The organism is Salinimicrobium sp. WS361 (genome assembly GCF_050750585.1).
In the GTDB taxonomy this organism is placed as follows: Bacteria; Bacteroidota; Bacteroidia; order Flavobacteriales; family Flavobacteriaceae; genus Salinimicrobium.
In genome coordinates this window covers 1-23,329 of record NZ_JBOJLM010000008.1, presented here as the reverse complement: position 1 = coordinate 23,329, position 23,329 = coordinate 1, and the positions used below count along the sequence as shown (strand labels likewise).

Sequence of the window (23,329 nt, the reverse complement as noted above, 5' to 3'; positions counted from 1 at the left end):
TTCTAATCACAAACGATTAGCCCTTATTCCTTACTCATTGATTTGAGGGCCGCGATCATTTCGGGAGCAGTGTTCACCACTTTCCTAATCTTTCCTGAAGGTTCCACTACAATGTGAGTGGGATAGATTGAAAAACCCAAAGTATCTTCAATAAAAGCTTTTTGTTGAGGAACAACAGCGTATTTGAATTCCCTTTCAGCAAGGAATTTTTGTAGTTCAGCTTTGGTGTCAAGGGAGAGGCTCAGAAAGATCACATCTTCATTTTCTCGGTATTCTTCGACCAGTTGGTTGAGTTGCGGCATTTCTTCTATACAGGGTTTGCAGTTAAGAAACCAGGTTTTTATCGCCAGGGTTTTGCCCTGAAGCGCTTCTTTTGAATAAGATTTCCCATCGAGATCGGTGAGGTTAAAATCGGGAAATTGCTGGCCTTCCATCATAAAATGTTTGTACTCGCGGTAACTGTCGGCCGAGATGGTGTAGCTTATATCTCCATCAGATTCTTTTGTGAGCTTAAACAGCTGATATTGATCTCGCGCTGCATTCGATTTCTTTTCTATGGCGATAAACTCCCCTGTCAAAAGGGCTTCAAAAAATGCCTTTTTTGAGATGCTGTCGCCATCTTCTCCCAGCGGCAAAAAGTCTGAAGACAAATCTATATTGGTTTTGTGATATCGCCACCATTTAGCCTGATCGGCATGCAGGGAAGAGAACAGAAGATCCATTTCGGTGACTTTTTCCTTTTCCTGGCAGGAGAGCAGCAGGAAGGAGATCATGATAAACAGAAGTCGGGATACAGAAGAAAAACCTTTCAAAATTTACCTTTTTAGTTCGGCTTAAAGATAAGGAATCTTCAAACAGGGTAAAGAACTGATGTTTGCAGTTTTTATGGGATCTTAACTTCGGAAAAAGCCGAAAAACAGGAGAGCTACGGTTCAGAAATAACGATCAGTTGCCGTGCAATTAGGTGGTTTGTACCTCCCAAAAATCTGAAATATTTATTTTACTTATTTCTGAATTCCTTCCGAAGTAATTGGGGCGATACTTAGATAGAATTTTGTAAACAAAACATCCTCCGGAAACTAAGGGATTTGTAGGGCAAAAATGTGTGAAATACCCTAAATTTACCAAAGCAAACGCACAGCTATGCTCGAAGAAGAACTTAGAGACGCCTACCATTTTATATTTGAGGAAGAACTGCTGCAGGAAATGCTGAAGTTTGGGAGCCTTAAAGAAGTAAAATCGGGCGGGATCATTATTGATATTGGAGATTACGTAAAGCAGATGCCGTTATTGCTTGAAGGCGCAATTAAGATTTTGCGGGAAGACAAAGATGGCGATGAACTTTTACTGTACTTCCTGGAACGTGGCGATACTTGTGCCATGACCCTCTCGTGCTGCCTGGGGCAGACAAAAAGTGAAATACGGGCCGTTGCCGAAAAGGACACGAGCCTGGTGATGATTCCCATAGAAAAAATGGAGGAATGGACCTTCCGGTTTAAGAGCTGGCGGAACTTTGTCTTTGAAAGTTACCACAGCCGGTTAACCGAGATGCTTGATACCATTGATACCATTGCGTTTCTCCATATGGATGAGCGCCTTATGAAATACTTGCAGGACAAGGCTAAGATCAATAAAACCGAACAGATACAGGTGACGCACCAGGAGATTGCTTATGACCTTCACACCTCGAGGGTGGTAGTTTCACGACTTCTTAAAAAACTTGAACTGGATGGTAAAATTGGGCTGCAACGCAACAGCATTATGGTTCATGATCTTTAAGTGTGACCTTTGTTACAGACTCTGCAGCTATGAAAAGCTAATTTTGGGCTGAAAATTTTCATAATGGGTATAACAGAAATTCTCGGGTATTTTGGAGCTTTAATTATTGGAGTGGTGCTGGGCCTTATTGGCGGTGGCGGTTCAATTTTAACTGTACCTGTACTGGTGTACCTGCTTTCTATAAATCCTGTGACGGCAACGGCATACTCTCTGTTTGTTGTGGGCGCAACTTCTTTGTTTGGATCTATCAGGAACTTTCAAAAGAAAAGAGTAGATCTTAAAACTGCTGTAGTTTTTTCCATTCCCGCTTTTATAGCTGTTTACCTTACAAGAAAATTTCTCATACCTGCCATACCCCAAACGATCATTACCATTGGAGACCTTACAGTTACCAAGAATATTGGGATCATGTTGTTCTTTGCGCTTATTATGATGATAGCTTCGGTTTCTATGATTTTGGAGCCTTCAGAAAAAGATGCCAAACCAAAACAGGTGAAGTATAACTATTTGTTCATCACCCTGGAAGGAGCGATTGTGGGAGTGCTTACAGGAATTGTGGGTGCCGGTGGCGGATTTTTGATCATTCCTGCATTGGTGCTTATGGCCAAACTGCCTATGAAGAGGGCTGTTGCCACGTCGCTGGTGATCATTGCCGTAAAATCTTTGATAGGGTTTATTGGAGATATTCAAAATCTCGAAATCAACTGGGGCTTTCTTCTTGTTTTTACTGTGATTTCTATTGCAGGGATCTATGTAGGGATTTGGCTCAATAAGTTTATTGATGGAAAAAAGCTGAAGAAAGGATTTGGCTGGTTTGTGCTGGTGATGGGGCTGTATATTTTTTGGAAAGAAATTTTTTAAAGGATCCCCGAAAATGACATTTTCCGGGAACTTTTGTTCAATATAAATTCACGGTTAATGGAAAATCTTGATTTTGCACGTTTGCAGATGGCCTTCACCCTTGGGTTTCACATCATCTTTGCCTGTATTGGAATGGTTATGCCTTTCTTTATGGTCGTCTCCCATAAGAAATGGCTCAACACCCGGAATCCGTTATATTTAGAGTTGACCAAAGCCTGGCAGAAAGGCGTGGCTATTTTCTTTGTTACGGGAGCAGTTTCAGGAACGGCGCTTTCTTTTGAACTTGGTATGCTGTGGCCGGAATTTATGAAACATGCCGGGCCTATTATTGGAATGCCTTTCTCGCTTGAAGGCGCAGCTTTTTTTGTAGAAGCCATTGCCCTAGGTTTCTATCTCTACGGGTGGAACAAACTACCTGAAAAATTCCATTGGTTTACGGGCATCATTATCGGGATATCGGGGGTTGCATCAGGAATTTTGGTGGTTTCGGCCAATGGCTGGATGAATGCGCCAACAGGATTTGATTATGTGAATGGCGAATATATCAATATTGATCCGGTGCAGGCGTTACTGAATCCGGCGTGGTTCACCCAGGCCCTGCATATGACCTTAGCGGCTTTTGTAGCAACCAGTTTTGCGGTGGCAGGAGTACACGCTTTTCAGGTTTACCGCAACAAAAGGCCGCAACTTCACAAAAAAGCTTTTAAGATTGCAATTGTATTTGGCGCAGTAGCTGCTTTTCTTCAGCCTTTGAGCGGAGATCTTTCAGCAAAAGATATTGCAGAACGGCAGCCGGTGAAATTAGCTGCCATGGAAGCTCATTACGAAACTGATACCAATGTGCCACTTTATATTGGAGGGATTGTAGATGAAGAACAGCAAACAGTCTCTCATAAAATAGCAATTCCGGGGGCGCTTTCGTTTTTGGCTTTTGGCGATTTTGATGCCGAGGTGGTGGGGCTAAAGGATTTTCCGGCAGACGAGCTCCCGCCGGTGGCCGTGGTGCATTATGCTTTCCAGATCATGGTGGGAATTGGAACCCTGCTTATGATAGCCGGATTGCTCTATTTTATTAGCCTGAAGTACAAATCGCTTTTAAAGCGGAAATGGTACTGGCTCCTCTTTGTTTTCCTGGCACCTTTAGGTTTTATAGCGGTAGAAGCAGGCTGGGTGGTGACCGAAGTGGGCCGGCAACCCTGGGTTATCTACGGCTTTATGAAAACCAGTGAAGCTGTGACCCCAATGCCGGGAATGGAATTCAGTTTTTACATGTATGTGGTAGTATACCTTGTTCTTGCCCTCACCGTTACCTGGTTAATGAGAAGACAGATCAAAGTACTTAATTCTGTAAAAGATTAATTATGCTGTACGTTGTCCTTTTCTTCCTGTTGTTTTCCCTGTTGCTTTACGTGTTGCTTGGTGGTGCAGATTTTGGCGCAGGGATAGTAGAATTATTTTCTTCCCCACGAAATAAAAGAACTACCCGTGATACCATTTACAGGGTCATGGGACCCGTTTGGGAAGCCAATCACATCTGGCTCATTATATTATTAGTGATCTTGTGGGTTGCATTTCCCGCTTATTTTAATGTGATCGTGATCTATTTGCACGTGCCTTTTGTGCTGGTGCTGCTGGGTATTACCATGAGAGGGGTGGCGTTTATATTCCGGCATTACGATGCCATTGTAGACGAATCGCAGGTGTGGTACAACTGGATGTTTAGAATTTCCAGCCTTATTACGCCAATTTTTCTGGGAATGTCTTTTGGAGCTTTAATAGGCGGAAAGATCATTCTTGTCAAAGATTTCTCCAGTTACAGCTTTTATGATCTTTACATGTTACCCTGGTTCAATGTCTTCACCTTGCTTGTTGGGCTCTTTTATGCTGCCCTCTGTGCTTTTCTTGCCTCCACTTTGTTGATTGGAGAAACTGAAGGAGAGGTGAGGAAAATCTTCAGCCGCAAATCGGCTTATTTTACTATTGCCCTGGTTTTACTGGGCTTTATTTTGATCATTTACGGCTATGTGCAGGAGGTGCTGTTTATCCAGGATTTCATTCATAATCCTGTTTCTTTGGGTGCCGTTGGTTTATCGGCTCTCTTATTGATACCATTATGGAGAGCCATTAAAAGGCAGAATAGAATTGCCAGCAGGTATCTTGCAGGCCTGCAGGTGGTTTTGGTGTTATTCGCTGCCCTTTATGCGCATTTTCCTTACATCATTATTACTGAGGAAAAAGAATTAAGTTTACTGGAGGGACTGCCCCCTCACAGCGTGATCCAAAATCTCGGAGTGATGTTGTTGATTGGAGGAGGAGTGATTCTCCCCGGACTTTTCCATTTAATGAAGTCTTTCGGGATGATCAAGATTTTTAGAACAGGAGAAGATGAAGTAGGACAATAGATAACAGGAATTTAATTTTTCTCTTGTTACCTTCAGGAAGATGAGCAAACCGAATTAAAATTTTATTCAGAAGTATGGCTGTCCCACAAAAAGATAAAATTCTAGTCGCAGTTCAAATTTTGCTGTTGCTCGTATGGATCATACCTGTAGAAGCATGGAATTTTGAGTTATCAGAAAACCTTCAAGGCCTGGGCTTAGGTGGCGCCGTGGTGGGTTTCGTACTGGTGTTGATCGCATTTTTTCAGATGAATACCAGTCTATCTCCTTTTCCCAGCCCCCGTAAATCTGCAAAACTAGTTACCAGTGGCGTCTTTGCATTTGCGCGCCATCCCATTTATTCAGGTGTGATTTTTATGGCTTTAGGGCTTTCGGTGTGGTTTGGCTCAGGCTATAAGTTGGTAATAAGTTTACTGTTTTATATTTTTTTCTATTTAAAAAGCAGGTATGAAGAAAAGCTGCTTTTGAAGGTCTTTCCTGAATATGCCATGTACAGGAGGAATACCGGGAGATTTTTTCCTAAATTTAAAGGAAGAATTTGATTAGCTATGATGAAGAGATTTGGAAAAACTCCGACGGGGCATCGCCTGCAGCGGATAAAAAACTCCCGGCACTATCGGGAAGGCAGTTTTAAGAATGTTGAGGTAACTTCGGTAAGTCCCGGTGATGCTTCAATGTTCACCATCCTCAAAAAGATGATTTTGCGACCTTCTTCTGTAAAACCTGCAGGAGAGTTACCACATTTAAAAACCGACCTTAAAAATCTCGATCCCGAAAAGCCACAGCTCGTGTGGTTTGGGCATTCTTCTTACCTGCTACAAATTAATGGTTATACTGTGCTGGTAGATCCGGTTTTTAGCGGTAATGCTTCCCCTTTTCGCTTCTTCGGAAAAGCTTTTGAGGGCGCAGATGCTTTTAATGCTGAAGATATGCCGAAAATAGACCTGCTCATTATTACTCATGACCATTATGATCATTTAGATTACCCGAGTATAAAAAAAATGGAGCCAAAGATCGAGACGGTCGTTACCTCTTTGGGCGTAGGAGAACACCTGGAAAACTGGGGTGTCAAAAATGGTAAAATTGAGGAGCTTGATTGGTGGGAGTCAAAGGAGATGCAGACTGATGTTCGGGTTAGTGCCACACCATCCAGGCATTTTTCAGGCCGCGGTATTAAGCGGGCCCAAACCTTATGGTCTTCTTTTGTGCTTGAGATCTTTGGTTTTAAAATATTTATTGGCGGGGATTCGGGATATGACAGGAGTTTTAAGAAAATAGGAGAAAGACATGGCCCCTTTGATCTGGCGTTGCTGGAATGTGGACAGTACGGCGAATATTGGCCACAGATACATATGTTTCCGGAGCAAACGGTACAGGCAGCACTAGACCTGCAGGCAAAAACAGTGGTTCCGGTGCATTGGGGAAAATTCGTGCTTTCTTACCATCCATGGAATGAGCCGATACAAAGGTTTGTAACAGCGGCAAAAAAGACAAACCTCAACTTCATTTCTCCACGAAATGGAGAACCTGTAGATTTTACTTCAGTTTACCAACAGGAAGCCTGGTGGCTATTTGAAAATAAAGATGAAAAATATGAACGAGAGTCAGCAACATTGGGATAAGGTATATTCAGAAAAAGCACCAACCGAGGTGAGTTGGTATGAACCTATGCCACAAATATCTCTTGAGCTTATAAGGAGCTGCGGAATTTCTAAAGACGCAGCAATAATAGATATTGGGGGAGGAGATAGCTTCCTTGCCGAATTTCTTGTTTCTTTAGGATATACAGATGTGACAGTAGTAGATATCTCTTCAAAAGCCATAGAGCGGGCAAAAGAGCGGATGTGTGAAAAAGCCGATGAAGTAAAATGGATCATTGCCGATGCTTCCAAGTTTGAACCGGAAAAGATTTACGACTTGTGGCACGATAGGGCAGCGTTTCATTTTCTTAACGATGATGATCAAAAAAATGATTATTTGGAAAGGGTACAAAAGGCAGTAAAACCCGGTGGTTACGTTATTATGGGAACTTTTTCGGATAAAGGCCCTGAAAAGTGCAGCGGACTTGCAGTACAGAGATATTCTGTGAACGACATATGTCAATTTTTTGAGAAGGAATTCAGCATGTTGAACGGAAAGAATGTAGATCACCAAACACCTTCAGGCGGAACACAAAATTTTACTTTTTGCAGTTTTCAGAAGAAAAAATAAATTAGAAAAATGATGAAAGAATTTTGGAACGATAGATACAATAGCGAAGAATACGTATATGGAGAGGTGCCTAATGAGTATTTTCACTCGCGATTTATTCAATTCGATCCCGGAGAAATATTATTTGCTGCTGAAGGAGAAGGCAGAAATGCCGTTTTCGCGGCTAAATGTGACTGGAAAGTAACTGCTTTTGATATAAGTGCTGAGGCGAAAAAGAAAGCTGAAAAACTTGCTAAGAAACATGAGGTCGAATTGGATTACCGGGTGGGAGAACTGCCAGACCTGGGGTTTGAAAAAGGGGATTTTGATGCCGTAACTTTGGTCTATGCTCATTTTCCTGTAGAAGTTCGAAAAAAATATCACGAGTTATTGATCTCTTATTTGCGAAGGGATGGCTTGATATTCTTTGAAGGCTTTAGCAAGAAACATAAGATCTATCAGGACAAAAATCCGGCAGTTGGAGGTCCAAAAGATGAAGCTTTATTATTTTCTATGGAGGAGATAAAAGAGGATTTTGGAAGTCTCAAATTCCTGGAATTGTATGAAACCGAAGTAGATTTAAAAGAAGGGAATGGGCATGACGGTTTGGGAGCTGTGACACGATTTGTAGCCCAGAAGAAGTAATTATAACCCGCAGTGAAATCCACTCAACTGCGGGTATTTAATTTTTAGAAAGTGATCTTAATTTCCTGCCTGCCCCAAAAACGCAGGTTCCGGATTGTTTAAGTTTTCTTCATATTTGGCTTTCCCCGCATCCAGAAACTCTACGAATTCCTGTACGTCAAGATCATATGCTCTTGGAGGAGAGAGTAACTCCTCATTGTCTCCAATCAGTGTGTAGTAAGGCTGCGCATTTGCATTAAGCTTCTGGATCATGAAATCCATGTTCTGTTTACCAATGGTCTTTTTTACTTTATTATCGTAAACAGAAGTGTACCATTCTTCCCTGGGGATTTCGGTTTTTTCATCTACATACATGGCGACCACAATGTAGTCTTCTTTTAACCTTTTCAAGACTGCAGGATCACTCCATACAGCGGCTTCCATTTCCCGGCAATTCACACAACCGTGGCCGGTAAAGTCTATAAAAATGGGTTTATTTTGCTTTTTTGAGCAGGCAAGCGCCTGCTCGTAATCAAAATATCCTTTGATGCCATGGGGCAGTTCTAGAAAATAGTCATACTTCGGCTGTTCACATTCGGCGGCAAGCGCGTCCTGTTCTGAAGATACGTCTATATTCAGGAGTTGGAAATCATGAGTACTCATTGGCGGCAGGTAACCTGCAAGTGCTTTTAAAGGTGCACCAAAGAGTCCGGGGATAAGGTAGACCACAAAGCTAAACACCAGAATTGCACTGAGCAATCGTGATATAGAAGTGCTTTCAGATTTTTGTTCATGTGGAAAAATGATCTTTCCTAAAAGGTAAAATCCGAGCAAAGTGAAAATTACGATCCACAGGGCCAAATAAATTTCCCGGTCAAGGAGGTTCCAGTGATAAACCTGGTCTACCATGCTAAGGAATTTAAGTGCGAGCGCGAGTTCCAGAAACCCTAGAACCACTTTTACCGTATTAAGCCAGCCGCCGCTTTTAGGCAGGGAACTAAGCCATCCCGGAAAGATCGCAAAGAGCGTGAATGGAATTGCAAAGGCAGTAGAAAAGCCTAACATTCCTATTAAAGGTTTAATGGCCTGTCCACTGGCGGCTTCCAGTAAAATAGTTCCTGCGATAGGACCTGTACAGCTAAAGCCAACAAGGACAAGCGTAAAGGCCATAAAAAATATTCCGGCTAAACCGCCTTTGTTGGCCTGGCTGTCAATATTGTTCACCAGTTTATTCGGCAATCTTATTTCAAATAATCCAAAGAAGGAGAGAGCGAATAATACAAAACTCGCGAAGAACAAAAGATTGGGTAGCCAGTGTGTGCTTAAAAAATTAGCAAAACCAGCTCCAAATATTAATGCGAACACCGTTCCTACAAGAGTATAAATAGCTATGATAGAAACACCATAAATGACCGCATTCAATATTCCCCTTGAGCGGCTACCACTGGATTTGGTAAAGAATGTAACGGTCATTGGAATCATGGGAAAAACACAGGGAGTAAGCAAGGCTGCCAGTCCTGCACCAAACGAGATAAGGAAGAAGGTCATCAATCCCATCCATCCTTTTTCTTCTTCCACAGGCTGGAAGGTGTTGGTAAAGGGCTTCAATTCTTTAAGAGGAGGTTGACCTGAAGAGTTAGAAAGGTCTGCGGCATTTGCTGCTGCACCCGCTTTTTCTCCCGAAAGGTCGATGGAAAATTCAGTTTCATAGGGAATACATTGCCCGGTCATATCTGAACAGATCTGGTAGGTAACACTTCCGGAGATCACAGGTTTTTCATCAATAAGTTTGATCTTATGTTTAAAAACCGCCTTTTCGGTAAAATAAGTAACATTTCCTTTCCAAATTTCTTCATATTTTTCCTTGGGATCTACCGGTATGATCTCCCCCAAAAGTTCAAATTTTTCGGAAGGATCAAAATTGAATTCTGTAAGCATTGGCCCCAGGTCGGGATCAAAATCACTGGAGTACATGTACCAGTCCTGAGGTATATCGGCAGTAAATGTTAAGATAACCTCATCTCCCGGTACAGCATCATTATTATCTGCCTTTACCTGCAATTCCGGTGCTTCCTGCACCTGTGCTACGTGAGGAAGAAATGAGAATAATGCCAGCAGGAGGCTCAAAAATTTTGTTTTCATGAATTCTTGTTGATTAAAGGAAAGGCTACCGGGTTAGGGCAGCCATTTCTCTATTGAAGCTCGGTTAGAAACTGTTTGAAATCTTTTGTGTCAAAATCCCCCATTCCAAGATGGGTAAGTGCAAGATTACCATCGGCATCTATCACATAGGTAGTGGGAATACTGCGGGTAGAATACATTTGAGGTATTGGTCCTGCAGCTCTATAGATCTCAAATCCATAACCTTTTCTATCCTTAAACTTTTTAGCTTTCTCAAAGTTTTGATCTACAGAGAGCATTATAAACTCGACATTGTCGTCTTTCACATCCTGGTAAAGCTTATTAATTCCTGGCATCTCAGCGATACAGGGAGGACACCAGGTGGCCCAGAAGTTTAGAAAAATAACTTTTCCGCGAAACTGTTCCATATTAACTTTTTCACCTTTAGAATTGACCAGACTAAGGTCCAGGACTGCACCTTTGGCCGGAGTTACCGCAGCTATATCAGCTTTTTCTTCAATTTTTGGGTCCATAATTCCGGTGGCCAAAATTCCACGTTGCAGAAATCCAAATACCTCTGTGTGGAGGCCGGTGACAAAAAGGCCAATCAGGACTGCTCCTATAATTCCGTATTCTATTAAATTCTTTTTCAGTTTCTTATTCATGATAAATTCGTTTTTTGTTGATATTATAATTCAATACTTAAATAGCCCTTCTTTTGTAATTCAAAATTGTAGAGAATGCCGTTTTCCACCACATTTAAACTCTGGTGCAGTTTTTCGCGATCCACTCCAAACTTTTTCAGGGAGAAACCACATGCATTTATGGTAACATTTGCCTGCCCGGCCTGAGATATGAAGTCTTTCATCATTTCTTCATTGGTGAGGTTTTGAACAGCCTTACCACAAACTACTACCTGGAAATCTCCAAAATGATGTCCGTCTTGTTTAGCAAGTTCCTGTGCCGCCAAAATAATAGGTTTTAACTGGGGGACTTTTCTGGTAAGAACTACGTAATTCGTGTTTTCTGAAGGCTGTGTTTGTGCCTGAGTATTAACTGTAAATAATGCGAACATGATTAATATGCTGCTATAAAATATCTTTTTCATGATTTGTATTTTGAGGTTTATCGAAATCGTTTAATATGAAGAAAACAAGCCCGCCCATAATGGCGATGTTTTTAAATAAAGGGCCAAGGGTCGTGATCTGTCCTACCTGAATGGTCAGAGTAATCGGAATAAGAACGGCAAGTAAAACTACTGCTGCCCATCGGGTCCTGAACCCAATTAATAAACTTATTCCGGCCAGGAGCATCACAATTCCGGAGGCGATAACCATGAAACGCGGCTCTCCAAAAAAATAGGCTATATCTTTAAAACTGGCCTGCTCTATTCGTTGCAGCGTTTTTTCCACCTTGAGCAAATGACTTGAACTCGCCACAAGGAATATCCCGCTTAACATCATTCGGAAAATTTGTACCGAACGACGGCTCACTATGGTTGTAGTGGTCATTATAGTAATAAATAAAATGAATGAATATGGCTGTGATAATCGGCAGGGAGCCAGATTTTCAGCCGGAGTAATTTTCAGGAATTGAAATTAAACCCTGGGGGGCGGATAGAATTTGTCCCGGGAAATAGAAAAAATCCCCGGCGCCCGGTAACTGTGTTTTTTGAAGTTGTCGTGGGTAACGGTATTGACCTCCTCGTCCGGCTTAAAGTCAAAAGCCACCTGGCATAGGTAGTCAAATTCAAAATGAGATTCTAAATCTGCCTGTGCAAATTCATCTGGAGAATCCTTGTCCAGTTGCTGTTTAGGGCACATTTTATTTACCAGGCTAACTTCAGAAGCATTTAAAATGATCCCTAAGAGTTTTGCATCTATTGAGACCATCTTTCCAAGGAAAAGAAGGACCAAAAATGCCGCTATGTAGTTTTTAAAACCCATGAGGAGCAAAAGTAATAATTGACCTGAAAAATATGTGTCACATTTGTTACATAAGTTTCATAAGGTTTTGGGAAGAGCAGCATTTTAGGTAAATTAGAGGTTACAAAAAACTGTAAACCAAACTAAAACTTATGAAAACCAAATTTGTCAATTCCCTATTGTTTTCTGCAATTTTCTTGTTTTTTGCCTGTGGTGAAAGTACAGATGTAGTGGAGTCAGGAACTTACCAGGGAACCATCCAGGAAGTAGAACCTTCAAAGACAGAGATCTATGTTGAAACTGATGAGAACCAAACCCTCGAACTCTATTTTAGCGATAGTACAAGCCTTACCCGTGATGGGAACAGCGTTGAATTCTCTACTTTGAAAGAGGGCATGAAAGTAGAAGTTGAGGTAGAAAAAGAAGGGAAAAGACTTAATCCATTGGCGGTTAGGGTCCTCGAATAAATATGGAAGAAATACCCGATTTTTGGCGGACAGAGGTTTTTCATCCTCTGTCTGTCCATTTCCCCATCGCTTTGCTGGTGGTGGCTTTCTTGTTTAAAGTAATAGCGTTAAGATACTCCCGAGACCTATGGGAGCGGGGAGGGACTGTTTTACTTATTGGCGGGGTTATCACAGTGTGGATCGCTATTTTTACCGGAGACCTTGCAGATGGTATAGTTTCAAGAAAAATTTGTGATCCTACTGTTTTAAAAGATCATGAAAATATGGCCTGGACTACTGCCTGGCTCTTTACTGCTGGCTTGGGAGTAGATCTTTTAAGGCAGCTTAAATATCCTATTTTTAATAATATATTATTCAGAATAATCCTGATTCTCTTGCTGGCTACCGGCACCGGTACCCTTACCTATACCGGGCACCTTGGTGCTACTTTGGTTTATCAACAGGCTGCAGGGGTTTATGTTCCCTCAGGCAACTGTGCTGAATTTGAATAGAATAACAGCAGTAAATTTTTGAAAAATATCTTCTGTAACCCTTGTTACCTATCATCCTGCCAAAAAAGGGTATTTTTGCCATGGCTTTTTATGGGGTATACCCGTAGCTGAAGAATTTTAAAATTAGACATCATGAAAATCAAACAATTTAAAGATAGCCCTCTTGCACACTACTCCTATGCCATAGTAAGTGATGGGAAGATGGCGTTGGTTGATCCCAGTAGAAATCCTTTACAGTACTATCGATATGCTGAAGAGGAAAATGCACAAATTGTGGCAGTTTTTGAAACCCACCCTCATGCCGATTTTGTTAGTAGTCATTGCCAGATCCACGAACAAACAGGTGCTACTATTTATGTAAGTAAACTTCTTGGTGCCGATTATGAACATAAAGCTTTTGATGAAGGAGAGTCGCTTCAAATGGGGCAGGTAACTTTTAAAGCTATAAATACTCCGGGACATTCCCCCGATAGTATCACTATTGTTGCTGAAGCCAATGCAAAAACTGCTTTATTTACTGGTGATACCTTGTTTATAGGTGATGTGGGCAGGCCCGATCTTAGAGAAAAAGTGGGAAACATGACTGCCAAAAGGGTAGAGCTTGCAAAGGCCATGTACCACACTATTCAAAATAAATACAATGATCTGCCGGGTGAGGCACTGGTTTATCCTGCTCATGGCGCAGGATCGCTCTGCGGAAAGAATATGAGCACAGATTCCAGCAGCACGCTTGAAAACGAACGTAAGTACAACTGGGCATTTCAGGAGCAAACAGAAGAAAAATTCGTGGAAACGATTTTGCAGGATCAGCCATTTATTCCGCACTACTTCGGATTTAATGTAGATGTAAACAAAACCGGAGCCGAAAATGTACAGCAGACAAAAGCAGCTGTTAAGCTTCAGCTTTTGGTAGATAAAGTGGAAGAAGGGATCACTGTTGTCGATGTACGTGATGCCGATACCTTTAAAAAAGGGCATTTACCGAACAGCATAAACATCATGGCACGTACAGAAAATGACAAGTTTGAAACCTGGCTTGGGGCTATCGTTAAACCAGAAGAACCTTTTTACCTGGTGGTAGATAGTGTTGAACAGGTAGGCGAAATCCTGGAGCGAACTGCTAAAATAGGCTATGAAAAGCAGGTGAGAGGCGTGGTAAGCCTTTCACGTAATTCATTGGAAAGTTCAGATAGTTTCGATTTGGAAGATTTCAAAAACAACCAGGAAAAATACAACATTGTAGATATCCGGAATGATAGTGAAGTAGCCCAGGGAAAGATCTTTGACACTGCCATCAGCATTCCTCTTAATGAACTAAGGGAGCGTTCTAATGAAATTCCTGCAGATAAACCTATAGTAGTGCACTGTGCCGGTGGGTATAGATCTTCGGCAGGAAGCAGTATTATTGAGAACCATTTTCCGAAGACAAAAGTTTTTGACCTAAGTGAAGACATTAAGAAATTCAGTTAATCTTCAAAGATGAAGTTTTATACTAAAATTCCGAAGCGGCTTAAATATTTCTACCTGCGCGAACTTGTTCAGTATAAACAGGCTTTGCGGCAGGGGGATTTTATCCATGCATGGCACCATCTTGAGCGGGCGCATATCATTGGTCAGGCTTATCCCCGGGAACATTCTTATGCACATTGGCTTATGCTAAGGTTTGGTATAGGTATAAAAGATGCTAAAGAAGTACTGGGACAATTGCCCCGGCTGCTTGTTGGAGGTGTTAAATCTTTTGTGGGGAAAATTCCTTTGGGAAACACGGGAGGAGCAAATGTTCCACCTTTACAGCCCATGCCGCTGCCACAAGATATTCAAAAATTATTCAGGTAACAGTGTTAAAATATGGAGTAAAAAAGTCCCCTTTTTGGGGCTTTTTTTTTACCCTTTATTCAAAATTTCCTAAAAATAGCGGATTATTATTTTTTATATTTACCAAAAAGCGCATAAAAAACGCATAAATGGAAGAAAAATATAAAGTAAAGGTAAACGGGAGCATGGAATTCGAGTTTACCAGGGAACAAATAGAAACTCTTGATCTACAGGAGAATACTGGTGGCCCTGGTCACGTGCTCCACAACCATCGATCATTCGCAACCGGTCTTCAAAAATCTGATTTTTTAGATCGTTCTTACACTGTCAAAGTCAATTCTGCACCCTACGAGGTGAAAATCTTCAATGAACTCGATCTGCTCATTGAAGATATGGGATTGAGCCTGGCCGCCGCACAGGTTATAAATGATATTAAAGCACCTATGCCCGGAATGATCCTGGATGTACAGGTAAAGGCAGGGGATGAGGTAAAGGAAGGAGATTACCTTTTAGTTCTTGAAGCTATGAAAATGGAAAATACCCTGACTGCACCACGCGACGGAGTGGTAAAAACAGTTACGGTCAAAAAAGGGCAAACGGTAGATAAAAACCAGTTGCTTATTGAAATGGAATAGAACATAAGTTCCCGTTTTCAAGTACCAATTTCCAAATCAAAAAATCAGAATGAAAAAGATACTTATAGCCAACAGGGGCGAAATTGCCCTTAGAATTATGAAGACGGCCCGAAATATGGGAATAAAGACCGTCGCAGTATTCTCTACGGTTGACCGTAACGCACCTCACGTAAAATTTGCAGATGAGGCAGTATGTATAGGGGAAGCCTCTTCAAATGAATCTTACCTGCGTGGGGATAAAATTATTGAAGTCGCAAAAGATCTTGGGGTTGACGGAATCCACCCCGGGTACGGCTTCTTAAGTGAGAATGCCGGTTTCGCCGAAAAAGTGGAGCAAAATGGCCTCACATGGATTGGCCCGGGCTCTAAAGCAATCAGGGTCATGGGCAGCAAACTGGCTGCAAAAGATGCCGTTAAGGATTACGGGATTCCCATGGTTCCCGGAATCGATGAGGCCATCACAGACCCCGAAAAAGCTAAAAAAATAGCCACTGAAATTGGATTTCCAATTTTGATCAAAGCCTCGGCCGGAGGTGGCGGAAAAGGTATGCGTGTGGTGGAAGAAGAGAAAGACCTTGAAGACCAGATGAAGCGGGCCATAAGTGAGGCAGAATCGGCTTTTGGAGATGGTTCTGTTTTTATTGAGAAATATGTGGGAAGTCCGCGGCACATCGAGATACAGGTCCTTACCGATAGTCATGGAAATTACCTGCATCTGTTTGAACGCGAATGCAGTATTCAGAGACGCCATCAAAAAGTGGTGGAGGAAGCTCCTTCAGTTATTCTTGATGAAGATTTACGTCAAAAGATGGGAGAAGCTGCAGTCAAAGTGGCTAAAGCCTGCGATTATGTAGGTGCCGGGACAGTAGAATTCCTCATGGATGAGAACAGAAATTTTTATTTCCTGGAAATGAATACCCGCCTGCAGGTAGAACATCCTGTAACCGAATTGATCACCGGGATAGATCTGGTAGAGCAGCAAATAAGAATTGCCCGGGGAGAAGCTTTGGCTTTTTCACAACAGGATCTAACAATTTCGGGTCATGCTTTAGAGTTGCGGGTCTATGCTGAAGATCCTCTCGAAGATTTCATGCCCAGTGTGGGATTGCTTGAGACATACAAGACCCCGTCTGGAGAAGGAGTGAGGCTTGACGATGGTTTTGAAGAAGGAATGGAAGTGCCTATTTATTACGATCCTATGCTGGCGAAACTTATTACCTACGGAAAAACCCGTGAGGAAGCCATTGAGCGTATGCTTCAGGCGATCAATAACTATGAAGTAAGAGGAGTGAGTACTACGCTTCCCTTCGGAAAATTTGTGTTTGAGCATGAAGCCTTCCGAAGTGGAAATTTTGATACTCATTTTGTAAAGAAATATTATTCCGCAGAAAAGCTGGAATCCCAGACCCGTAACGAAGCTGAGTTGGCTGCATTAGTGGCATTAAAACAGTATTTACAGGACAGGGAGAAATTGAGATTACCCAACAAGTAAAACCGGAAGCAGAATTTTATGAGCGACAATACAAAAAAGCTGGAAGAGAAAATGGCCGAAGCTCTTAAGGGCGGTGGCGAGAAAAGAATAGCAAAACAACATCAACAAAAAAAACTTACTGCCCGCGAGCGGGTAGATTATTTACTCGATGAAGGTTCTTTCGAGGAAATTGGTATCCTGGTGACACATCGCACGACCGATTTCGGGATGGAAGAGCAGCAGTATTATGGCGACGGGGTAGTAACTGGTTACGGTACTATTAAAGGCCGACTCGTTTATGTATTTGCACAGGATTTTACCGTTTTTGGAGGGTCTCTTTCTGAAACACATGCCGAAAAGATTTGCAAGATCATGGATCACGCAATGAAAGTGGGAGCCCCTGTTATTGGTCTTAACGATTCCGGTGGTGCGAGGATTCAGGAAGGCGTGAAATCTTTGGGAGGTTATGCAGATATCTTTTATAGAAACGTACAGGCTTCAGGAGTTATTCCGCAAATTTCGGCGATTATGGGCCCCTGTGCGGGTGGTGCAGTTTATTCCCCTGCCATGACCGATTTTACGCTGATGGTTCAGGATACAAGTTATATGTTCGTTACCGGGCCCAATGTGGTGAAGACGGTAACCAATGAAGAAGTAACTTCCGAAGAATTGGGAGGCGCGAGTACGCATTCTACTAAAAGCGGGGTAACACACCGTACTGCGGCAAATGATATTAGCTGTTTGGAGGACATAAAGAAGCTGCTGAGCTATATGCCTCAAAATAATAAAGATTGCCCCGAAAAACTGCCTTATGAATTTAGTGATGAGGTGCGGGAAGAGCTGGAATCTATAGTGCCCGATAGTTCGAATAAGCCTTACGATATGCATGAGGTGATTCAGGGAATAATAGACGAAAACACCTTTTTTGAGATCCATAAAGATTACGCCGATAATATCATTGTGGGTTTTGCAAGACTGGGAGGCAGAAGTATAGGTATAGTTGCCAATCAGCCCATGAGCCTTGCAGGTGTTTTGGACGTGGAATCTTCCAGAAAAGCGGCTCGTTTTACGCGCTTCTGCGACTGCTTTAATATTCCCTTACTCGTTCTTGTTGATGTGCCGGGCTTCCTGCCGGGGACAGATCAGGAGTGGAACGGGATCATTCTTCACGGTGCAAAATTACTTTATGCACTAAGCGAGGCAACCGTACCCAGAGTAACAGTAATTACCCGAAAAGCTTATGGCGGGGCCTATGATGTGATGAACTCCAAACACATTGGTGCCGACTTGAATTTTGCCTGGCCTACTGCCGAAATTGCCGTAATGGGCGCAAAAGGTGCCAGTGAGATCATCTTTAGAAAAGAGATCAAAGCTGCGGAAGACCCTGAACTTAAACTTTCGGAAAAAGAAAAGGAATATGCAGAGAAATTTGCAAATCCTTTTAAGGCAGCACAACGCGGATTTATTGATGAAGTTATCAAACCCAAAGACACGCGTAGAAAACTCCTGAAGGCTTTTAGTATGCTCGAAAATAAGGAAGTGCTGCGAATAGACCGTAAACATGGAAACATACCGCTTTAACCTGCGGTTATTCAAAGTTATAGAATTGTGGAGTCCAAAGCTACCGTCTATCGTCTAAAGTAGCACATTTAAAATCTCATATCTAACATCTCATGTCTCAAAGATTCCAAAAGATCGTCTGCGTCGATTACACCAAGCTCGAGCCCTGGGCGCTCGAAGAATTGCAGAAAATGAGTGTAAATGAGATAGTTGTTTATGATGACCAACCTCAATCGGAAGAGGAAACGATGGAGAGGATTGGAGATGCAGACGCGGTGCTGGTCTCCTGGAAGACCCAGATTTCAGAAAAAATAATTAAGCAGTCTCCAAATCTCAGGTATATTGGAATGGCCTGTAGTCTATACGATGACGCTTCGGCTAATGTAGCAGTGAATTTTGCCCGAAGTAGAGGAATAACTGTAACCGGTATAAGAGACTATGGTGATCCGGGAGTGGCCGAGTTCATAGTTTCAGAAATAATAAGGTTATTCCACGGTCTTGGAAAACATCAATGGCAGGAAATGCCTGTGGAATTGACCGATAAAAAAATCGGGATTATTGGATTTGGGGTGACGGGGCAACTGCTGGCCAAATGTCTCAAACCCTTTGGGCCAAAACTTTTTTATTACAGCCGTACCCGCAAAAAAGATCTCGAAAACGGGATAAGTTACCTGCCCTTGCAGGGGTTGTTACAAACGGTAGATGTCATTTCCTTTCACCTTCCGCGAAATACGGTACTTTTAAGCAGCCCCGAATTTGACATTTTTGGCACCGGAAAGATCCTCATCAACACTTCCCTTGGCCTGCCTTTTGAAGAATCAGCTTTTAAGGATTGGATAAAAAGGGAAAGGAATTTTGCCATTTTTGACGGGGATGGAAAGAAGGAACTTTCTCCCGAAACTGAAAATCTGCCGCGGGTAATAACGGCAGATAAAAGTGCGGGCTGGGCTGCCGAAACCCAGAGAAGGCTTTCAGAAATAGTGCTGCAAAATGTGAAAGATTTCCTGAAGTAATCCCGGCATCAGGTTTTATAATGATTTGCCCGAAGTGGTGAGAACCTTAAGCCTTATCTTTGCAAAAATTTTATCTATGGAAATGATCCTTGAACCCTGGCCGTGGTATGTAGCAGGGCCTTTAATAGCGTTGGTAATGTTCCTGCTCATTTTTATGGGTAAGAAATTTGGAATGTCTTCCAATCTTGAAACCATGTGTACCATTTGCGGGGCAGGTAAGAAATCAGATTATTTCAATGTAGACTGGAAAGCCAGCCGCTGGAACCTGCTGGTGATTTTGGGTGCCGCAATTGGCGGATTTATTGGGGCACATTTGCTTTCTAATGGCAATGCTGTAAATATTTCTGAAGAAACTGTTCTAAACCTGCAAGAGCTCGGGTTCTTAAGTGCCGGCGAAGCTTATCTTCCTGAGAGGCTTTTTAGCCTTGAAGCACTTGGTAATTTCGAATCGGTTATAATCCTGTTAATGGGTGGGGTATTGATAGGGTTTGGCGCCCGTTATGCTGCCGGATGTACCTCGGGCCATGCGATTTCGGGTTTAAGCAACCTGCAGCTACCTTCATTGATTGCTGTAATTGGTTTTTTTATTGGTGGCCTTGTAATGGTTCATTTATTATTTCCAATAATTTTTTAGGATGAGAAGAACAGTAGGATATATAGTGATAGGAATCTTTTTTGGGATTGTGATGTACAAATCTGAAGCGGCCTCCTGGTTTCGCATCTATGAAATGTTCAGGTTTGATTCATTTCATATGTACGGGATCATTGGTTCCGCATTACTTTTAGGGGTTATTGGTGTGCAAATTATCAAAAGGAAGAACCTAAGATCCTTTTTTGGAGATCCCATAAAAATAGCCTCTAAAGAAAAAGGCTTCAAAAAGTACTTTTTGGGAGGTATTATTTTTGGACTTGGCTGGGCTTTGGCCGGTGCCTGTCCCGGGCCCATTTACACGTTGATAGGTGCAGGGTATGTCTCAGTCATTGTTGTGCTTCTTGGTGCCGTGGGGGGCGCTTTTCTTTACGGATTACTTCGGAAGAAGTTGCCTCATTAATGGGAGATGCAGGCTACTGGAGATCTCCCGATGATAGAAAGCTCGTAGATCATGCCTTCGCGCCATTTTGTGCCGTCAAGCTTCTGAGATTGCAGTTTTTTCCGAAGTAAATTGCAAATTTCAGGTTTTCCGGCTGCAACGCTAACATGTTGAATGCTTTTGTCTTCAGAAACAGAAAAGAAGACAGTGATAGAATTTCCTTCTTCAAGATTTTGATTGGCATCCCGAAGTATATGCTCAATTTCGGCAGAAAGGCTGTTGAGGTCGTAGATCTTTTTAGATCCTTCAGCATAAATCACAGTGCTTACACTAATTATTAAAGTCAGCAGTAATAATTTGAAACGTTTCATAGCACATATCTTTAAAAGTTAGTAATCAATTTCTTCGGGGGATTTTGATACTTACTTTAAAGACTTCCTGTAAATGAAATCGTTACATAAAATACAGGTAATTCCTGTAAATCTTTTCCTGTTAAAAATGAGGTGTCAAAAATGCTATTTTTGAAGGGTATTTTCCTGCGACAGGTAAAACGAAGGAAGGGAGATATGAAACTTTACCGCCAGCAGCCTTATTACTATCACGGTGACCGAAGTAATGATGTAAATCACATCTTGCGCCATTCCTAATTCATAGAAAAAGATAAAAGCGAGGCCTCCTACAATACAGGCGGTAGCGTAGATCTCTTTTCTAAAGATCACCGGGATCTCGTTACATAAAATGTCTCTTACAACGCCACCAAAAGTTCCTGTCATTGTTCCCAGGGTAATGGAGATAATTGGGTTGAGGTCATTTTGTATACCCAGTTCAACTCCTGTTATTGTAAAGATTCCCAGTCCTATAGAATCAAACAGGAAAAGAGATTTTTTGAGGTGGTCCAGTTTTTTTCTGAAGATTATAGCCAGTATGGTTACTAAACCTATAAGGTAGATATAGATCGTATTTTCCATCCAGGTAACCGGCGTGCTGCCTATAAGGATGTCTCTTATGGTACCTCCACCAATAGCCGTTACAAAAGCGATGATAAAAATTCCGAAGAGATCAAGCCGGCGGTTCATTGCCGAAAGTGCACCCGAGATTGCGAAGGCAACGGTTCCTAAAAGGTCCAGGATATTAAAGAAGGACAGTTCGATCATGCCACAAAGGTATGGTAATAGCGGGAGCTTCTAAAATGGCTTATCAATGGCATAAGTTATTGTTGTATAACAAATCTGTATGTTTAAAATTCCAGGTTTCTTTTAAAGTTACTACTTTTACATCAAGAAATTTTTATATCATGAGTGAAACCAGAGAGAGAATCAAATGTCTTATAATAGGCTCGGGTCCTGCGGGTTATACCGCGGCCATATATGCTGCGAGGGCAGATCTTCACCCCGTAATGTACACAGGGATGGAACCTGGCGGGCAGTTAACTACCACTACCGAAGTTGATAATTTTCCTGGCTACCCTGAGGGTATTGATGGTCCTGCGATGATGATAGACCTTCAGAAACAAGCCGAAAGGTTTGGAACCCAGGTGCGCATAGGGATGGTGACCGAAGTGCAGTTCAGCAAAGAACAAGGTGGAGTGCACCAGGTGTGTGTTGACAATTCAACCTGGGTTGAAGCAGAGACTGTGATCATTTCAACAGGGGCAACGGCAAAGTATTTAGGGCTTCCAAGTGAGCAGCGTTTAAGAGGCGGCGGCGTATCGGCTTGTGCTGTTTGCGACGGATTCTTTTACAAAAACCAGGAAGTTGCAATTGTTGGAGGAGGAGATACGGCAGCCGAAGAAGCTACTTATCTCGCCAATATTTGCACCAAAGTGACCATGCTGGTTAGAAAAGACGAACTTCGTGCTTCAAAAGCTATGCAGCACAGGGTTTTTAATACTAAAAACCTGGAGGTAAGATTCAATTCTGAAGTTGATGAAGTTCTGGGAGAGCAGGTGGTTGAAGGCCTTCGAATAGTAAATAATGAAACTGGTGAAAAAGAGGAGATCAAGATCACCGGACTTTTTATCGCTATTGGACATAAACCAAATACCGAAATATTTAAGGGACAACTGGATATGGACAGTACTGGTTACCTGATCACCAGCGGGAAAAGTACTAAAACAAATATACCGGGTGTATTCGCATCGGGTGACGTGCAGGATAAAGAATATCGCCAGGCAATTACTGCTGCAGGTACAGGATGTATGGCTGCGCTTGATGCCGAAAGATATCTTGCTACAGTAGAGAGTAATGAAGAAGTAAGTACAAAATAACTTCTGAAATAAGAGTAAAAGTAAGAGGTCGTCTAAAAAGTAATTTTTAGGCGGCCTTTTTGTTGGTAGATATTTAAAGGAGTGGTTTTTTCACCTGAGTCCTTTGGATCGGAGGTTTAGAAAACAGTCAGAATAACCTTTCTCTAGGCTATACTGAACTTCTTTAGGTTGTGTGCCATTGCTATTAGCCCTATTTCGGTGGTTACTTTCTCCATTCCCCGTAGCATAAACCGTTTAAAGCCCATATTTTGCTTAATATTCCCAAAGACTGCCTCTACATCCCAGCATCTTCGCTTGCGATGTGCTACCCCCTCTTCACTTAGGAGCAGGTTTTTTGCTTTGTCTTTCAGGCGGATCAGGTTGTGGTTGCGTTCAATGATCCTGTTTCCCTTTGCTTTATGGCAACTGCCCCGCAGTGGACAGCCCTGGCAGTTTTGAGCCTGATAGCGGTGGATTTCCTGAGTAAAGCCGTTTTTGGTTTGGTTTTCATAGGTGTTGATTTTGTTCATCGCCTGCCCCATGGGACAGTAGTAGGTGTCCGTTTCTGGATTGTAAAAAAGGTTATCTGGGTGGAACGGGTTTTCCCTGTGCTTTTTATCGCGCTGTTCTTTATGGAAGTAGTTGTATTTTACAAAAGCAGTTATGTTCTTTTCTTTCAGGTCTGTGTAATTTTCTTCACTA

28 protein-coding genes are annotated in these 23,329 nt (G+C 42.2%); 19 read left to right on the top strand and 9 right to left on the bottom strand.

Annotated elements, in window-relative coordinates; translation table 11 throughout:
- Nucleotides 1-23 precede the first annotated feature (23 nt).
- Entirely contained in the window at nt 24-812 is a 789-nt protein-coding gene (locus ACQ93I_RS09825; RefSeq protein ID WP_431698357.1) for a TlpA family protein disulfide reductase, read from the bottom strand.
- A 331-nt stretch (nt 813-1,143) separates the two neighbouring features.
- On the opposite strand from ACQ93I_RS09825, the gene ACQ93I_RS09820 reads away from it, so the two are divergent.
- The 8 genes from ACQ93I_RS09820 to ACQ93I_RS09785 all read left to right on the top strand — a co-directional run bounded on the left by ACQ93I_RS09820 (nt 1,144) and on the right by ACQ93I_RS09785 (nt 7,874).
- Nucleotides 1,144-1,779, top strand: coding sequence for a Crp/Fnr family transcriptional regulator (locus ACQ93I_RS09820; protein WP_431698356.1), 636 nt, complete (start codon nt 1,144-1,146; stop codon nt 1,777-1,779).
- Between the two features lie 63 nt (nt 1,780-1,842).
- On the top strand, nt 1,843-2,640 hold the full coding sequence (locus ACQ93I_RS09815) for a sulfite exporter TauE/SafE family protein (protein WP_266070541.1): 798 nt from the start codon (nt 1,843-1,845) through the stop codon (nt 2,638-2,640).
- Between the two features lie 57 nt (nt 2,641-2,697).
- Nucleotides 2,698-3,999, top strand: coding sequence for a cytochrome ubiquinol oxidase subunit I (locus ACQ93I_RS09810; RefSeq protein ID WP_431698355.1), 1,302 nt, complete (start codon nt 2,698-2,700; stop codon nt 3,997-3,999).
- 2 nt (nt 4,000-4,001) lie between these two features.
- On the top strand, nt 4,002-5,042 hold the full coding sequence (locus ACQ93I_RS09805; protein ID WP_431698354.1) for a cytochrome d ubiquinol oxidase subunit II: 1,041 nt from the start codon (nt 4,002-4,004) through the stop codon (nt 5,040-5,042).
- A 74-nt stretch (nt 5,043-5,116) separates the two neighbouring features.
- A complete protein-coding gene (locus tag ACQ93I_RS09800; protein ID WP_431698353.1) occupies nt 5,117-5,581 on the top strand; it encodes a methyltransferase family protein in 465 nt (154 codons plus the stop codon).
- Between the two features lie 6 nt (nt 5,582-5,587).
- Nucleotides 5,588-6,661 carry an MBL fold metallo-hydrolase gene (locus ACQ93I_RS09795; RefSeq protein WP_431698352.1) on the top strand — a complete coding sequence of 358 codons (1,074 nt, stop codon included), beginning with the start codon at nt 5,588-5,590 and terminating at the stop codon, nt 6,659-6,661.
- Nucleotides 6,633-7,250, top strand: coding sequence for a class I SAM-dependent methyltransferase (locus tag ACQ93I_RS09790; protein ID WP_431698351.1), 618 nt, complete (start codon nt 6,633-6,635; stop codon nt 7,248-7,250). Before ACQ93I_RS09795 ends, ACQ93I_RS09790 begins: the two co-directional genes overlap by 29 nt.
- Nucleotides 7,251-7,259: 9 nt before the next feature.
- Nucleotides 7,260-7,874 (top strand): class I SAM-dependent methyltransferase, encoded by a 615-nt coding sequence (locus ACQ93I_RS09785; protein ID WP_431698350.1) that lies wholly within the window; start codon nt 7,260-7,262, stop codon nt 7,872-7,874.
- Nucleotides 7,875-7,931: 57 nt separating this feature from the next.
- On the opposite strand, the gene ACQ93I_RS09780 is transcribed toward ACQ93I_RS09785, so the two are convergent.
- The 5 genes from ACQ93I_RS09780 to ACQ93I_RS09760 all read right to left on the bottom strand — a co-directional run bounded on the left by ACQ93I_RS09780 (nt 7,932) and on the right by ACQ93I_RS09760 (nt 11,920).
- Nucleotides 7,932-9,995: a protein-disulfide reductase DsbD family protein gene (locus tag ACQ93I_RS09780; RefSeq protein ID WP_431698349.1), complete on the bottom strand. Its 2,064-nt coding sequence runs from the start codon at nt 9,993-9,995 to the stop codon at nt 7,932-7,934.
- A 50-nt stretch (nt 9,996-10,045) separates the two neighbouring features.
- Nucleotides 10,046-10,639, bottom strand: a complete 594-nt coding sequence (locus tag ACQ93I_RS09775; protein ID WP_431698348.1) for a TlpA family protein disulfide reductase — start codon at nt 10,637-10,639, stop codon at nt 10,046-10,048.
- Nucleotides 10,640-10,662: 23 nt separating this feature from the next.
- A complete protein-coding gene (locus tag ACQ93I_RS09770) occupies nt 10,663-11,082 on the bottom strand; it encodes a sulfur reduction protein DsrE (RefSeq protein WP_431698347.1) in 420 nt (139 codons plus the stop codon).
- The gene (locus ACQ93I_RS09765; RefSeq protein WP_431698346.1) at nt 11,063-11,485 is read right to left on the bottom strand and encodes a DoxX family protein; all 423 of its coding nucleotides are present in this window, start codon (nt 11,483-11,485) and stop codon (nt 11,063-11,065) included. The genes ACQ93I_RS09770 and ACQ93I_RS09765 overlap by 20 nt, the downstream gene beginning before the upstream one ends.
- A gap of 87 nt (nt 11,486-11,572) precedes the next feature.
- Complete coding sequence (locus ACQ93I_RS09760) at nt 11,573-11,920, bottom strand: hypothetical protein (RefSeq protein ID WP_431698345.1); 348 nt, start codon at nt 11,918-11,920, stop codon at nt 11,573-11,575.
- 131 nt (nt 11,921-12,051) lie between these two features.
- Here ACQ93I_RS09760 and ACQ93I_RS09755 point away from each other — a divergent pair, with 131 nt between their 5' ends.
- From ACQ93I_RS09755 to ACQ93I_RS09710, 10 genes are all read left to right on the top strand, one after another.
- Nucleotides 12,052-12,366, top strand: a complete 315-nt coding sequence (locus ACQ93I_RS09755) for a hypothetical protein (RefSeq protein WP_431698344.1) — start codon at nt 12,052-12,054, stop codon at nt 12,364-12,366.
- A gap of 2 nt (nt 12,367-12,368) precedes the next feature.
- A complete protein-coding gene (locus tag ACQ93I_RS09750; protein ID WP_431698343.1) occupies nt 12,369-12,857 on the top strand; it encodes a DUF2231 domain-containing protein in 489 nt (162 codons plus the stop codon).
- A gap of 132 nt (nt 12,858-12,989) precedes the next feature.
- Nucleotides 12,990-14,327 carry an MBL fold metallo-hydrolase gene (locus ACQ93I_RS09745; protein WP_431698342.1) on the top strand — a complete coding sequence of 446 codons (1,338 nt, stop codon included), beginning with the start codon at nt 12,990-12,992 and terminating at the stop codon, nt 14,325-14,327.
- A 9-nt stretch (nt 14,328-14,336) separates the two neighbouring features.
- Nucleotides 14,337-14,693 carry a DUF3703 domain-containing protein gene (locus ACQ93I_RS09740; protein WP_431698341.1) on the top strand — a complete coding sequence of 119 codons (357 nt, stop codon included), beginning with the start codon at nt 14,337-14,339 and terminating at the stop codon, nt 14,691-14,693.
- 128 nt (nt 14,694-14,821) lie between these two features.
- Complete coding sequence (locus ACQ93I_RS09735; protein ID WP_431698340.1) at nt 14,822-15,307, top strand: biotin/lipoyl-containing protein; 486 nt, start codon at nt 14,822-14,824, stop codon at nt 15,305-15,307.
- 49 nt (nt 15,308-15,356) lie between these two features.
- Complete coding sequence (gene accC, locus ACQ93I_RS09730) at nt 15,357-16,799, top strand: acetyl-CoA carboxylase biotin carboxylase subunit (RefSeq protein ID WP_431698339.1); 1,443 nt, start codon at nt 15,357-15,359, stop codon at nt 16,797-16,799.
- Between the two features lie 18 nt (nt 16,800-16,817).
- Nucleotides 16,818-18,359, top strand: coding sequence for an acyl-CoA carboxylase subunit beta (locus ACQ93I_RS09725; RefSeq protein WP_431698338.1), 1,542 nt, complete (start codon nt 16,818-16,820; stop codon nt 18,357-18,359).
- Nucleotides 18,360-18,451: 92 nt separating this feature from the next.
- Nucleotides 18,452-19,351, top strand: a complete 900-nt coding sequence (locus tag ACQ93I_RS09720) for an NAD(P)-dependent oxidoreductase (protein WP_431698337.1) — start codon at nt 18,452-18,454, stop codon at nt 19,349-19,351.
- Nucleotides 19,352-19,427: 76 nt separating this feature from the next.
- The gene (locus ACQ93I_RS09715; RefSeq protein ID WP_431698336.1) at nt 19,428-19,985 is read left to right on the top strand and encodes a YeeE/YedE family protein; all 558 of its coding nucleotides are present in this window, start codon (nt 19,428-19,430) and stop codon (nt 19,983-19,985) included.
- Nucleotide 19,986: 1 nt separating this feature from the next.
- Nucleotides 19,987-20,403: a DUF6691 family protein gene (locus tag ACQ93I_RS09710; RefSeq protein ID WP_431698335.1), complete on the top strand. Its 417-nt coding sequence runs from the start codon at nt 19,987-19,989 to the stop codon at nt 20,401-20,403.
- On the opposite strand, the gene ACQ93I_RS09705 is transcribed toward ACQ93I_RS09710, so the two are convergent.
- Together ACQ93I_RS09705 and ACQ93I_RS09700 are read right to left on the bottom strand one after the other, a co-directional pair.
- Nucleotides 20,400-20,753, bottom strand: coding sequence for a hypothetical protein (locus ACQ93I_RS09705; RefSeq protein WP_431698334.1), 354 nt, complete (start codon nt 20,751-20,753; stop codon nt 20,400-20,402). The two genes, ACQ93I_RS09710 and ACQ93I_RS09705, sit on opposite strands and share 4 nt — an antisense overlap.
- A 144-nt stretch (nt 20,754-20,897) precedes the next feature.
- Nucleotides 20,898-21,536, bottom strand: a complete 639-nt coding sequence (locus ACQ93I_RS09700) for a trimeric intracellular cation channel family protein (RefSeq protein WP_345598350.1) — start codon at nt 21,534-21,536, stop codon at nt 20,898-20,900.
- A gap of 140 nt (nt 21,537-21,676) precedes the next feature.
- Between ACQ93I_RS09700 and trxB the strand changes: the two genes are divergently transcribed.
- Complete coding sequence (gene trxB / locus ACQ93I_RS09695; protein ID WP_431698333.1) at nt 21,677-22,648, top strand: thioredoxin-disulfide reductase; 972 nt, start codon at nt 21,677-21,679, stop codon at nt 22,646-22,648.
- A 143-nt stretch (nt 22,649-22,791) separates the two neighbouring features.
- On the opposite strand, the gene ACQ93I_RS09690 is transcribed toward trxB, so the two are convergent.
- A partial coding sequence (locus ACQ93I_RS09690) for a transposase (protein ID WP_431698332.1) occupies nt 22,792-23,329 on the bottom strand: 538 nt, incomplete at its 5' end.